The following is a 14020-nucleotide window of genomic DNA, read 5'->3' on the forward strand; positions in this document are numbered from 1 at the left end:
GCCAATATTTATTTGTCTTTATTATCATTAGGTTATTAAATTATCAAGGTGTCTCTTAGGCCTAGAAACCCATAGTTTAGTGAATCTAACTAACCTGATTGCGGATTTCACCATTGGCAAACCCAATAATATTCTTCGCCAATTGTTCAATGAGGCGGTCGCGGGCTTGGCGAGAGGCCCAAGCAATGTGTGGCGTTAACAATAAGTTATGGCCTTGATAGGCAATTAATGGATTATCTGCGGTGGCAGGTTCACGTGTAAGCACATCTAACGCCGCACCGGCTATATCACCTTGCTCTAGGGCCGCAACGAGCGCTTGTTCATCAATAATAGGGCCACGAGCTGTATTGATGAGCACTGCACTTGGTTTCATTAAAGCGAATGCGTCGGCGTTAAATAGTTGCTGAGTCTGTGGCGTTAAAGGGCTATGAATAGAGACCACATCAGCGTTTTGCAGTGCTTGTTCAAAGCTAACCCGTCCTTCTCGTACTGGCTGTCCTTTACGCTCCGCAACAATGACCTTCATAGCGAAGGCTTCTGCAACGCGCGCCACCGCCTGACCTAACTCGCCATAGCCGATGATAGCAAGGGTTTTATCGGCAAGCTCCTCAATGGCATAATCCAAGCGACAAAACATATCACTTTGTTGCCACGCACCGTGATGGCAGTCATTAATGTAGCGATGAATGTTACCTAATAAGGCGTTGAGTAGGGCGAAGGTGTGCTGCACCACCGAGGCGGTAGAGTAGCCAGCAACATTACATACTGTGATGCCTTGCTCGGCAGCGGCTTGTAAGTCGATATTGTTGGTGCCGGTGGCAGCAACGCAAATCAATTTAAGCTTGGGTAGCGATTGCATGTGCTCAGCATTTATCACTACTTTATTGCTAATAATAACCTCGGCATCTTGGCAACGAGTAACAACGGACTGCGGCTCAGTTAGCTCATAAGAGTGGAAGTCTCCGAGTTGCTCCAGTGGGGCTAAGCTATTGTCACCTAAAGTTTTTGCATCAAGTAGTACTATGTTCATAACTCTCTTCTCTCATTTGGCCAGTTAGACAAAGTAGGCGTTAAAATACGGTGGTTTAGCACTAGTCTTTCATGGTGACCTGGCGGACGCAAAAAAAAACATTGACCTTGGAGTTAACACTAAGGTCTACAATCAGTAACAGTTAAATAACTGCGAGAAAAACTAATGCGAATTTCAGAGTTAGCAAAAAAGGTGGACATGAGTCCCGATACGCTTCGTTACTACGAACAGCAAGGGCTATTACAGCCGCCTAATCGCACTGCAGCAGGATACCGGGATTATACGCACGCCCATTTAGCGCAATTAAACTTTATTCGTCGCGCTAAAGACGTCGGCTTTAGTTTGCAAGAAATCTCTGAGTTATTGAAGATTAACTTTGAGAAACAGCAGCATAGCTGTCATGAAGTGAAGCAACTTACGCTGCGTAAAAAGGCACTTGTGGCAGAGCGTATCGCTGAGTTGCAACGCTTTTATGCCTCTCTTTCACAATTGGCGGAGCAGTGTTGTGGCACAGAGTTACCGGCAGAGCATTGTTCAATTTTGACCGCATTGGAGGACGTTGATGGACTTACTAACTAATTTTTGGCAACTGTTTGTGCTATCTGCACCTTGGCTGATGCTGGGGCTGTTTTTAGCTGGGCTCATCAATGTATACCTTCCTGCTAACTTTTTGCAACGCCACCTTGGTAAAGAAGGCTTTTGGACAACTGTGAAAGCGGCTTTTATTGGCGCTCCCATGCCATTATGTTCTTGTGGTGTGATCCCTGCTGCCGTTGGGCTCAGACGGGCAGGCGCTTCGAAAAGTGCGACTACGTCCTTTTTAGTCTCCACGCCTGAAACTGGTGTCGACTCAGTGTCCGTATCCTATGTCTTACTGGGCCCTTTTATGGCTATTATTCGTCCTATTGCCGCAATTACCAGTGCCATTACCGCAGGTGTGCTAGTAGGTAAAGAGTCTAAGCCCGAGGCAACCCCAACACAGCCATCGTCGCCGAGTTGCTGCGCCGAAAAAACGCCACAGCCGAGCACTTCATGTTGCACCAATAAGCAACAAGCGCCAGCATCCCAAGCTCCCACGCAGGCACAACAGCCTGATAATACAGCGCCGGCCTCATGCTGCAGTAGCCGCTCTAAAGCTACAAAAGAGCCCAGTTTCATGGCTAAGTTTAAGCAAGCGGTGCACTTTAGTACCACGAAACTGTTAAACGATACCGCCATGTGGTTAATGATTGGTCTGTTTTTCGCGGCGTTAGTGCAAACTTATGTGCCTGCTTCTTACTTAAGCCAGTGGGGCAGCGGATTATTGGCGATGACGGTGATGGTGCTTATCAGTATTCCAATGTACATTTGTGCCACGGCATCTACGCCAGTTGCCGCTGGACTGCTCATTGCTGGAGTATCGCCAGGCGCGGTATTGGTATTTATGCTAGCAGGACCTGCGACTAACATTGCCACACTCGGTGTTGTTGGTAAGGAGTTAGGCAAGCGCGCGATTGTTGCCTATCTCAGTGCTGTCATTGGTGTAGCCTTAGCATTTGGGTATTTAACGGATTGGCTAGTGGTACGGTTCGGCTTTGCAGTGAGCCCTTTAGTTGGGCATCAGCACGAGCTTATGGCACCGTGGTTATCGCAAAGCTTAGCCGTGATTTTACTGCTGTTGTTATTACGCTTGGTATGGCTGAAATTGCGCGCATGGCAAGCACCTGCGCAGCACCATGATAATGCATAAAGGGTTGTATCCCTTACTGGTAAGAGTTGATAAACTTAGCGAATACGTAAATGGCGCGATACAATAAGCGCCGTTTTTTTGCCTGTGGTAATAAGGTGTAATCGTGGATAAGTATGCAGACATAAGACCCTATAATGACGACGAAGTAGCAGATGCTGTTGCCCGGTTGGTAGCAGATAATGACTTTGTTGATTTGATAGCGAAGCATAATTTGCCCGGTTGGCTTGCCGGTATGCGCTTTCTATCTCGCCCGTTGGTGCGTGCGAGCCTGAAACGTAAGTGGGGCCAAGTAAACTCAGTACGCCAGGTCCAGCTTGAAGTTGTGCATTATCTTGAGCGCATCATCCATAACACCACCTCTGAGGTCACCTATTCAGGGCTAGACAAGCTCGATAAAAACCAAGCATATCTGTTTATCTCCAATCACCGTGATATCGTGCTTGATCCCGCGTTGGTGAATTTTGGCTTGCACCAACATGATATGAATACCGTGCGTATTGCCATTGGAGATAATCTGTTACAGATCCCATACATCACTGAGCTGATGCGCTTAAACAAAAGTTTTATTGTAAAACGCTCGGCAAAAGCACCGAAAGAAATGCTTAAAGCGTTATCACAGCTCTCAGCCTATATTTATGACTCGTTGCAGGATGGCCACAGTATTTGGATAGCCCAGCGCGAAGGGCGTACCAAAGACGGTTTTGATCAAACCGATCCGGCGTTATTAAAAATGTTGCAATTGAATGGGCGCAAGCAAAAGAAAGAGTTTGCCGAGTATGTACGTGAGCTAAAAATTGTGCCGGTGTCCATTTCTTATCAATATGAACCGTGTGCGATATCCAAAGCGAAGGAGCTCTATCATAAAAAGCACCACGGCGAGTATATAAAATCTGCCGGTGAGGATATCAGTAGTATAGTGGAGGGCTTTACGACCAATAAAGGCCATGTCCACCTCGCTTTTGGTCAACCGGTGCAAAGTGGCTGTGATACCCCAGAGGATCTTGCAAAAACCATCGATAAGCAGATTGTTGAATCTTTTTATTTGCACCCAGGCAATTACATTGCCGCTAAGCACGGTGATGCGGTAGTTGATTCCGAGTCCGTTGATGTGAAGGAGTTTGATGAGCGTATGCGTGCGATTCCCGAAGAGCTACGCGATCTCGTTACGGCCTTGTATGCGCGCCCAGTACTGCGCAAGGAAGAAATGGATACCTAGGCTGGTAATTCAGAGTCTTTGGCATTAACGTTATACCTAGGGTTGGTTTTTAATACACACCAAGGGTAACAAAGGCTAGGGTAGTCAATGCGCTCGGCGTTATGCGCTGCAAGCAGCATTGGACCATGGCCTAATCACACTGGGTAGAGCGTACATGCAGCAGCTGGAAATCTTTTCTATTGATAGCCCCTGCAAAGGGGTATGCCAGGTCAATAACCGTGGTTATTGCCTAGGCTGCTTTCGTTCTCGTGATGAGCGTTTTATGTGGAACCAACTCAGTGATGAGCAAAAACGTCACGTTAACCTACTTTGTCATCAGCGCTATAAGCGAGCAATGCAGCGTAAGCAACAACAGGGTGATATCAACACACCTGATGCGGGGCAGGGAGAGCTTGATTTATAAGCCGTGCTTTTGTTTCAGGTAGTCAACAACGCCATTTTGTTTAAGGGTGTTTAACACCTCAAGTAACTCAGGGATCAACGCCTCATGGCGTTTATGCACATAGTGGTAGCTGTAGTAATCGTTAAGATGCTGGCGATGATAGCTGGGGTTGCTATGGCTGTCGAAAGCCTGTTTGAGGTGAAAGTCTAAGATGGCAATGCCATCAACTTGTCGCTGAGCTAAGAGATTTAATTGCGCCGAGACGCTTTTTAGGCTTAGCCGCCGACCTTGGTAATTCTGGCTGTCGAGATATTGTTCGGCTACCGGGTAACCGCTGCGCAGCACCACGCTATTGAGATCGTTCAGTTGGCACTCGGCGCAGCGCGTAAGCATGATTAACTCAAACTTAAACAATGGAAAATCAACGCGAACCAAATTAGCGTAACGAGATTCAATTGCAGCAATGCGCCCTAATTGCCCGTCTAAAGTTCCTTCGTCGGCAGCGCGTAACGCTTGTGGCTGGTCAAACTCTATCAACTCAAGCTGATATCCAAGCTGATCATAGGCTAAATCCATAAGTTCAATAACATAGCGAGCTTGTGGCGTATCAACAGGCTTGTTAAAGGTCATGTTAGATGATGCATAGGCGCCAACAGACGCACTCAGCAGCCATAGCGAAGTAACATAGAGGATGGTGCGTTGTAACAAGGTTGAGTTAAGCATGCTATACCATAGTTTATGCGTGGCACTTCCTTGTTTTGCAATTGGGCTTACTCCGTTACCCATGTAAAATACGCGTTAAATTTCGCCACCATTCTAGGGAAGTTAGTTAGGTTTTTCTAGCACTTGTCGCAACTAAGCAACAAACTATCTACTTTTGCCCTAGGTCGGATTTGGTATAGTATAGTCAGGATATGAACACCAACCTGAGTGTAACTGCGATGAGTTTCAATTTGTGCCTACTGCCTCGCGAAGAAAAGTACCGTATTCAGCTAGACTACGAGGCCTCATTTTGGGCTTACCAAATAGTGCGCGGTAAAAATGCCCGCGACAAAGTTTATGAGGCGATTAATATTCGTCCTGTCTCTGAGCAAAATTATCTCAAGCAACAGTTTGAACATTATTTGGCATTGATGAGTGCATCGCGATGAGCGACGTTGATGTGCAGCGCCTTGCTGACATCGCCACCCCATTAGTTAACAAGTTTTATCAGGCTTATGGGGCTCGAGGTCGTGCCTCTAAGGCAGACCAGGTTTGGGTAGCCAGAGCCGATAGTGGCATCATTGGTGCAGCACGGTTGCTGCACTTGTCGGGGAACTTGCTACTCGTTGGCGTGTTTATTGCCCCACCGTGGCGGCAAAACGGGGTTGCTCGGGAGTTAATCAGTACTGTGTGCCAACACCAAAAGCAGCCCGTTTTTAGTTTTATTTACGCCCATTTAGCCGCTTTTTACCTCAGCTTAGGGTTTCAGCCCGAGCCCGATTTGCCCGACGAATTACAACAGCGATTTAATGCCTATCAGCGCCAAGGACGCGATATCTTGGCATATTGCCTGAATCGAGGAAACCATGCTTAGAGCTTTGCTAGTGTGTTGCTGCTTCTTTGCGTGTGCAGTGAGTGCCAAAGTACAACGACTGTCGCCGAATGAAGGGCTGTCGCAAAGCTATGTCAGTAATATGTTGATCGATAAATACGGCTATTTGTGGTTGGGCACCGAAAGCGGTTTGAATCGCTACGATGGTTATCAGGTCATTGCTGTGGCCGGAGACAACGGCGAGCTTGATGAGGCGATGATCGACGCTCTCTATCAAGACCAACAAGGTCATATTTGGATAGCCTCATTACTCGCTGGGTTACATCGTTTTGACCCTGATACCGGGCGCACCGAGCAAGTGCTGGGGCCGCCACAGAGCGACGACGTTACATTCGCTAAAGCGGTATTTACTATGCTGGCTATTGGCCCCAATGAGCTTTGGCTTGGTCGTGGTGAGGATGTGGCGAGCCTGAATATAGAGACCGGCGAAGTTACCTCATTGTTCACGCTGGAGAGTAAAGATGAGCGCTCTTTAGTAAGGCAGATGTTTAAATTCGGCGAGCAGGTCTATGTCGGTACTAGCTCGGGTGCCTATATCTATGATTTGCAGACTAAGAAAGTCCGTTCTTTGGCACACCTTCCCGCAGGCATCAGTGGGATTCACCGTAATAATGTGAAGTCTTTCGCGGTGATAGACGCTGAACATTTGTTGGTTGGCACGGTAAAAGGTCTGTATCAGCTTGATATTAACGCCGATGGTTCGCTCGCCGCTGATGCACATTCGCCTGCTAGCGAAATGTTAATAGCTGACTTGAATATATGGCAAATGCAGGTGTTAGGCGAAGACACCGTACTGTTGGCCACTGATAAAGGCTTATTTGAATTTAATATTTCCACCCGAGCTCTGCGTAAACGTCGCCAACTTATCGACAGCGAGTACAGTTTGTCAGACGCCAGTATTATCGCTATGCAAGAGACGCCGCAAGGGGATTTGTGGGTGGGAACCAAAAGTGATGGCGCCTTCTTTTTACCGAAAAAGCATTTTCAATTTGATAATCTAACAGCACAGAATTTACGTGGTGAGGGCCTGTCGCACCACAATATTTGGGCATCCACCGTGGTCGATAATACCCTTTATTTGGGGACTCACAATGGCCTTACTATTGTCGATACACAGCACAATAGCAGCCAAATTTTGTACAAAAACTATTTGAGCGATCAGCTTGATAATGCCTTTAGTATTTACAGGCTCATTCCTTTTGCTGATCAGTTACTGTTAAATACTACACGAGGCTTATTCTATTTCGATATTGATAGTACTGAGCTACATCGTGTTATTGCTACCAACAATGATCAGCAACAGTATTTGCAAGGCTGGTTACATGGCCTATACAAAACCCCAGATAACCGCGTATATGGAGTGAACCAAGACCAAGGATTCTTCTATTTCGACTTAGATACGAAAGTGCTCACGCCGCTGCACGGCGACCTTGATGAGTTTGACCCGTTCCTTGCGCTCGGCTTCAACAAACCACTGCCTGATAAGCCGAACCAACCCTTATTTTACAGTGGTGGTCAGTTGTTACGCCTTGATAGCGAGCAGCAAAAATTACAGCTGCTCTACGAAGTACCTCAGTCCCATGAAAACTTGGCGGTGAATCTCAACAGCTATGTCGTCGACCATCAAAATGTTTTGTGGCTATCGTTTTCTAACTTTGGACTAGTGGCGCTGGATGCGCGCACATTCGAGCTGATTAAACGCATCGATTTACAGAAACTAGGGCTGGGGACCTTAATGTATGATTTGGTGCTGGATGAGCATGGCATGATTTGGATGAGTAGCCACAAAGGTGTTTGGCGTTTTAATCCATTGACTGAGCACTTTCAGCAATATACCACCGAAGAAGGATTGGCCACGAATGAGTTTAATGGCGGCTCTTTTAGCCGTTTTGATGATGGTCGAGTGGTGTATGGTTCCGTTAAAGGCGCAACACTTTTTTACCCACAGCAGAACCAGCCGCAGCGAGCGTTACTTAAGCGCGTCAATATTACTTCCGCGCAGCTCGCCTATCGGGAGTTAGATAAACAACTTAGCCCGTTAGAGCGAGTGCATCTAGAGCATGATGATATCGGCTTAGAGGTGTCTTTTGCGGCAATGATATATAACTATCAAGACCGTATTATTTTTCAATATCAGCTTGGCGACAGTCCCAAAGCACATACCAAAGATAATAACCGGGTGGTATTTTCAAAGCTTAACCCAGGTTTGCATACTCTCAAGGTGTGGGCACAGGACCCATTCACAGGCGAATTTACTGATCCCGCGCAGCTGCAAATCAAGGTCGATTATCCGCCTTGGAGCTCACCTTTTTACCTGACTTTATATGTACTGCTGGGGGCGACCCTGGTGGGCTTGTGGCTGTACCGCCGTAATCAGATTCAGCGTATGATTATTGCTGCCCACAATGAGAGTAAAGAGTCAGAAGCTCGGCTGAAACTCGCCTTGGACGGCAGTCACTCTGGGGTATGGGATTGGCGACAAGAGGGGAGCCAAATATACCAACCGCGTCTGCGCGAGGAACTGGGTTATGACTACGATAGCTGCCACTTAGATGATTATCTGGCACTTATTCATCCTGATGAGCGGCAAAAATTCCGTATTGAGTGGTTAGAGTTCTTGTCCACAGATAAGGGTTACTTCAACTGTGTGTATCGCCTGCGTCACAGCAACGGTTTATGGCGCTGGTATAAGGACTTTGGCAAAGTCATGGCGTGGCAAGACGATTTGCCTATGCAAGTTGCTGGTACCTATACCAATATGACCCGGGAGTTGGTATTTGAAGAAAATGCACGGCTATTTGGTGCAGCGTTTGAGCAAACCAGTGATTGGGTGATTATTCTTGATCATAAATTGCGTATCCGTGCCACTAACCAAGCGTTACGGGAGCATTTTAACTATTCACCAAGTACACGCTCAAGTCGACACCTCACTCTTGGGTTGAGCAAAAATACCCGTATTAACTACTTACGTATCTTGAATGACCTCAATGTGGGTGAGCATTATCAGAGTGAGGAAGTTGTCATTATTAAAAACGGTGAGCAGGTACCGGTACTATTGAAAATGAGTGCGGTGGCAGATGCTGAGCACCACCTCACCAGCTATATCATTATCCTTACCGATATCAGCGCGCCTAAAAACGCTCTCGCCAGTAAGCGTGAGCATGCCCATTACGATAGTTTAACGGGCTTGCCTAATCGGGCTCTTTTTATGGACCGAGTGGAACATGCGCTGGAGCAATCAGCGCGGCAACAAAACCAGTGTGCATTAGTGCTGATTAATATTGCCAATCTTAATAAAATCAATAGTGCGCGTGGCTTCGAAAGTGGTGATCAGCTGTTACTTAGCCTCGCTTATAGGCTACAGCGTACGGTGCGTTCGCAAGACAGTCTAGGGCGTGCGAGTGGTGATGAGTTTGCATTGCTGTTGGAGAATATGGACGATGTCGAACACATCGTCACTGTGTGTAAAAAAGTACGCGATGTATTAACTCAGCCGTTCAAGCAGCGGGTAATGGAACCGCTGGTTGAGGTTAGCCTTGGGATCGCGCTTTTCCCACAAGACGCGCAACGCAGTGACGAGTTATTAAAGTGTGCTGATTTGGCGATGTATCAGGCAAAGCGTCTAACCGGGAGCCACTGTCAGTTCTTTAAGCCGGAAATGAACGCCTATGTGCAACGGCGTATAGACACCGAAAAAGCAGTGGCATCTGCTTACGAGCAGTGTGAGTTCGTCAATCAGTATCAAGCCATTTTTGCAGCGCAGAGTCAGCAAGTTATCGGCTTTGAGGTGTTATTACGCTGGCAAAAGCAGCAGCAATTACTTGCTCCTGACGAATTTTTAGTTCATGTGCGCAAGCCCGAACTATGGTCTAAGTTATTTTTACAAACCCTAGAGCGAGCGATACTAGAGAGTCAGCTTTGGTTGCGCCAGCGTCATGACCTGACTATAAACATGAACCTGTCCGGGCGCGAGTTTAGCCAACCTGGGTGTACCGGCGATATTACTCACCTGCTGCGCAGTTTTAACTTTCCCCTCGCGCAGCTGATGTTGGAGATACATGTGAATGATTGGCTGCAGTTAGACGAGCAAGCCAAACAAGCATTGCAAATGCTTCAGCAAGAGGGTGTAAAAATAGCTCTGCAGGTCAATCGTGGTGATGACTTTTGTGTCCCTGAACTGTGTGGTGATACGCTCAGCGCAGTGAAGTTAGGTCCGCAGTTAGTTGCTGAAATTTGTATGGATATGTCGGTGCAAGCTAAAGTCACTCGTTTTCTCAAGGTGGTTAACGCCTTGGAGCTGACCGTAATTGCCGTTGGCGTGGAAACTGAGCGCCAAGCACAGCTGATGCGTGACATCGGCTGTGCCGCGATACAAGGGTTTCACATGCAGCGCCCAGCCTTGGGCGACAGCATTGCTAGTTTGCTTAAGTAACCGCAGCTAATTTAGGTGATGCCCACAATGTGGGCAAAAGCGCTTTAAAGGATGTTTTTCCCGTACTTGTTGCTCTATTTGCGCGCACTCTTGCTTGCTCAGACCCAGCTCTACTCTTAGTTCATCGAGATGTTCACGATCATCAACACAAATCACTCCGTCTTCCATCAGTTGGTAAGCTGTTTCGCTGTATCTATCACGACGTTGGCGCAGTTGGTCGGAAAAGCTAGATGCCAATAAACCAGTGGGAATGGCCACCATCCCCATACTTAAAATGGTAATGATGCCACCGAATACCTTGCCTAACCCGGTGATCGGCACGACATCGCCATACCCTACGGTCGTCAGGGTGATCAACGCCCACCACATGGCCTTGGGAATAGAGCCAAACTTATCGGGTTGGACATCATGTTCCAATAAGTAAATGCCACTGGCGGCGACGATTAAAATCACCGCCATAATAGAGAAGGCCGCAAACAAAGAGCCACTTTCTTCTCGAATGGTTTGCAGCAGCAACTGCATGGCCCGCGAGTAGCGTGTGAGTTTGAAGATACGCAGCAGTCGTAAAACCCGCAAAAAGCGCAAGTCGAAGGACACAAAGAACACCAGTAGAGAGGGCAGAATAGCCAACAAATCGATAATCGCCATGGGCGAGCAAAGGTAGCGCAGGCGCCGTTGCGTATCACTCAAAGTGCTGTTCTCAAAGCGCTCCAAATCAACACTAGTCCACAACCGAGCTAAATACTCAAGGGTAAAAATGCTCACCGATATAAGCTCAAAATAAGCGAAAAAGCCAATGTGCTGTTTAGCAACACTGGGCACCGACTCAATAACAATAGCAATGACATTGGCGAGGATCAGTGCCACTAAAATAGCGTCAAAGGCGTAGCCGTAATGGCGTACCCGGCCCCGAGATTCAAATACTTGCGCTAAGGTATTTCTTATTCTTATCATCGTTTCTCATTCATTATTCAGCGGCAAGATCATCTCTATCGTGCCTTCTTCAAAGTCGCGACGCACGGTAAATCCGAGCTTGCGTGCCAACTCAATCATTCCGGTGTTCTCCCACAAGGTGGTCCCTTGAACGCTGGCAACCCCTTGCTCTTTACAGTAATCAATGGCCGCTTGTAGGAGCAGCCGGCCTAGGCCCAAACCTTGATACTGCGAGCCAATGACAATGGCAAACTCCGCTATGGCATTATCTGGGTCCATAAGTACCCGTGATACACCTAAAGTGCAGTCTTTAGCATGGTGTTTACGGGTGACAATAAACGCCATTTCTCTGTCGTAGTCTATCTGAGTCATTTTCGCTAATTGTTCATGGCTAAAATGGGGCATTTCGCCAAAAAAACGGCGATAACGATCCTCTTTCGACAAAGATTCATCAAACTCACGGTGTGCTTGCTCATCTTCGGGGCGGATAGGGCGTAGTAAGGCTTTAGAGCCGTCTTTGAGTGTCACCGAGCGCTCCCATTCTTTAGGGTAGGGGCGAATGGCCAAACGCTTACGATGCGCTAGGCGTTGATAGTGACTGATTTCAATACAAGCATCGAGCACCAAAAACTGGCCTTGGGTGGCAAGCAGTGGGTTTAGCTCCAAGTGATGAATATCCGGTTGATCGATTATCAGTTGTGACACCCGAGTGAGCAGTGCACAGAGTCGATACTTATCCACTTTTTCTGGTAGCGTCCGCTCCTTGAGTACGCCTTTATCTTGGGCGCTGGCAATCAGGTACTTGGCCAAATTCATGTTTAACGGCGGCAGAGCGACTGCCGCTTGTGAAAAATCAAGGGCGCTCCCGGCTTCACCTAGCAGGATCACTGGCCCAAATTGGGGATCGGTTTTAATGGCAATGCGCAGCTCATGAGTACCGGCGCGCGGCACCATAGGTTGGATGGAAAAGCCATGAATATTTGCCTGTGGGTAGGTTTGCTTGATACGCAGCAAGATAGCAAACGCGGCTTGCTCAACCTCATGTGCATCATTGAGGTTGAGCAGTACGCCTCCGACCTCAGATTTGCTAGCAATGTCAGGGCTAATCAGCTTTAACACCACCGGAAAGCCACATTCGCTGGCCACCTCAGCAGCTTCGCTGGGAGTGGTGGCAATATGGGTAGTCACCGTATCAATACCATAATAGGCCAACAAAGGTGCCGCTTGATGAGTACTGAGGTAGGTTTCACCGCGACTTAAATGAGCATCAATAGCACTTTGGGTATCTTGGGCGTTAATTGCTAACTCATCAACGATGGATTCAGGGGTTTGCGTTAAGTGCTTTTGGTTACGGCGATAGTTAATTAGGTGCATATATGCGCCCACTGCGCCCTCTGGTGTGCGGTAGGTGGGAATGCCCCCTTGAGCGCATATCTTGCGCGCTTCATAGGCGGCATTTTCACCCATAAAATTGGTCATCACAAAAGGACGACGACGGCTATCGACTTGGGCCACGGTATCGACAATGATTTTCGCATACTCAGTACTCGGCGCCAGTGCAGAAGGAGTGTGAATAATTAATAAGTTCTCCACTTCTTTGGCTTCGAGCAATATTTTCAAGGCTTGTTGGTAGCGTCCCGGGTCGGAGTCGCCGAAAATATCCACCGGGTTAGCGGCTGCTTCTGATTGTGGGATCACCGCATTGAGCGCCGCCAAGGTCTCGTCACTGAGCTCACAGAGTTTACCGGAGCTCTGCAGCAGGCTGTCCACAGCCATTACCGCCGGGCCGCCGCCATTGGTAAGAATACACAGCGGTTCGACTTTAAGCAGTTTAGGGTGCAGCGCCAGGGTTTGCGTGGCGGCAAATAGCTCGCGTAAATCAGCAACTCTGAGCATACCGGCACGCTGAATAAGGGCATCGTATACCGCATCTGAGCTAGTATTGCCGCCGGTGTGAGCGAAAGCAGCTTGGGCGCCGGCCTCGGTACGTCCGGTTTTGATAACAATCACCGGTTTACTAAAAGCGGCAGCACGCGCCGCAGAAATAAAGCCACGAATGTCTTTGAGGTTATCAATGTAAAGTAATACCGCTTTAGTGCGCGCGTCGCGACCGAGAAAGTCAAGTAGCTCGCCAAAATCGATATCGAGGCAATCCCCGACAGAGACAAAGTAAGAAAAGCCAATATCTTTGTGTTCGGCCCAGTCTAAAATGGTTGAGCACACCGCTGCCGATTGGGAGATAAAAGCGAGCCTCCCCGGACGGGTGACAGTGTGTGAAAAGCTGGCGTTAACGCCTAAATGGGGGATCATCAATCCCAAGCAATTGGGCCCCAGTAAATTCATTCCCAGCGCCTTACAATGCTGCGTGAGGCTGTGTTTTTGCTCGCTGCTAAGCCCTGCGGCGATAATAATAACGTTGCGGCATTGGCGAGCGGCTAATTCACTAAGTAAGCCCGCAATGGTCTGTTTATTGGTGCAGATCACCGCGAGACTGGGTGTTTGTGGCAGACTGGCAATATCGGCATAGGCCAGTACCCCATGTACCGCTTCATATTTCGGTGTGACTGGCATTATGGGGCCATTGAAGCCCCCTTGTAGCAAGTTACGCATCACGATGTAACCAGGGCGCGAAGGGTTATTAGAGGCGCCAATAACGGCAATCGATTGGGGGTTGAAGAACTGACTAATGCGTTTTACGCTCATA

General features: G+C 48.0%; 11 protein-coding genes. 7 read left to right on the forward strand and 4 right to left on the reverse strand.

The genetic code is table 11. From position 1 onward, the window contains the following. Positions 1-85 precede the first annotated feature (85 nt). On the reverse strand, positions 86-1030 hold the full coding sequence (locus MHM89_RS09390; RefSeq protein ID WP_239408657.1) for a D-2-hydroxyacid dehydrogenase: 945 nt from the start codon (positions 1028-1030) through the stop codon (positions 86-88). A gap of 165 nt (positions 1031-1195) precedes the next feature. On the opposite strand from MHM89_RS09390, the gene zntR reads away from it, so the two are divergent. The 4 genes from zntR to MHM89_RS09410 all read left to right on the forward strand — a co-directional run bounded on the left by zntR (position 1196) and on the right by MHM89_RS09410 (position 4378). Further along, positions 1196-1609 carry a Zn(2+)-responsive transcriptional regulator gene (gene zntR, locus MHM89_RS09395; RefSeq protein WP_045979585.1) on the forward strand — a complete coding sequence of 138 codons (414 nt, stop codon included), beginning with the start codon at positions 1196-1198 and terminating at the stop codon, positions 1607-1609. Beyond that, entirely contained in the window at positions 1593-2759 is a 1167-nt protein-coding gene (locus MHM89_RS09400; RefSeq protein WP_239408658.1) for an SO_0444 family Cu/Zn efflux transporter, read from the forward strand. The genes zntR and MHM89_RS09400 overlap by 17 nt, the downstream gene beginning before the upstream one ends. A 103-nt stretch (positions 2760-2862) precedes the next feature. Continuing rightward, on the forward strand, positions 2863-3975 hold the full coding sequence (locus MHM89_RS09405) for a 1-acyl-sn-glycerol-3-phosphate acyltransferase (protein ID WP_022946335.1): 1113 nt from the start codon (positions 2863-2865) through the stop codon (positions 3973-3975). A 154-nt stretch (positions 3976-4129) separates the two neighbouring features. Further along, positions 4130-4378 carry a DUF1289 domain-containing protein gene (locus MHM89_RS09410; RefSeq protein WP_053910619.1) on the forward strand — a complete coding sequence of 83 codons (249 nt, stop codon included), beginning with the start codon at positions 4130-4132 and terminating at the stop codon, positions 4376-4378. Here MHM89_RS09410 and MHM89_RS09415 read toward each other — a convergent pair. Continuing rightward, the gene (locus tag MHM89_RS09415) at positions 4373-5080 is read right to left on the reverse strand and encodes a transporter substrate-binding domain-containing protein (RefSeq protein WP_162197075.1); all 708 of its coding nucleotides are present in this window, start codon (positions 5078-5080) and stop codon (positions 4373-4375) included. The two genes, MHM89_RS09410 and MHM89_RS09415, sit on opposite strands and share 6 nt — an antisense overlap. A 218-nt stretch (positions 5081-5298) precedes the next feature. On the opposite strand from MHM89_RS09415, the gene MHM89_RS09420 reads away from it, so the two are divergent. From MHM89_RS09420 to MHM89_RS09430, 3 genes are read left to right on the forward strand one after another with little or no spacing between them, the layout of a single operon-like run. Continuing rightward, the gene (locus MHM89_RS09420; protein WP_026111308.1) at positions 5299-5508 is read left to right on the forward strand and encodes a DUF3283 family protein; all 210 of its coding nucleotides are present in this window, start codon (positions 5299-5301) and stop codon (positions 5506-5508) included. Then, positions 5505-5933 (forward strand): GNAT family N-acetyltransferase, encoded by a 429-nt coding sequence (locus tag MHM89_RS09425; RefSeq protein WP_151173153.1) that lies wholly within the window; start codon positions 5505-5507, stop codon positions 5931-5933. Before MHM89_RS09420 ends, MHM89_RS09425 begins: the two co-directional genes overlap by 4 nt. Continuing rightward, on the forward strand, positions 5926-10383 hold the full coding sequence (locus MHM89_RS09430; RefSeq protein WP_239408659.1) for an EAL domain-containing protein: 4458 nt from the start codon (positions 5926-5928) through the stop codon (positions 10381-10383). Before MHM89_RS09425 ends, MHM89_RS09430 begins: the two co-directional genes overlap by 8 nt. A 6-nt stretch (positions 10384-10389) precedes the next feature. On the opposite strand, the gene MHM89_RS09435 is transcribed toward MHM89_RS09430, so the two are convergent. Continuing rightward, positions 10390-11337, reverse strand: coding sequence for an ion transporter (locus MHM89_RS09435; protein ID WP_045979579.1), 948 nt, complete (start codon positions 11335-11337; stop codon positions 10390-10392). 6 nt (positions 11338-11343) lie between these two features. Next, positions 11344-14019, reverse strand: coding sequence for a bifunctional acetate--CoA ligase family protein/GNAT family N-acetyltransferase (locus tag MHM89_RS09440; RefSeq protein WP_239408660.1), 2676 nt, complete (start codon positions 14017-14019; stop codon positions 11344-11346). Between the last annotated feature and the right edge of the window lies 1 nt (position 14020).

The organism is Pseudoalteromonas sp. CNC9-20 (genome assembly GCF_022347875.1).
Lineage (GTDB): Bacteria > Pseudomonadota > Gammaproteobacteria > Enterobacterales > Alteromonadaceae > Pseudoalteromonas > Pseudoalteromonas ruthenica.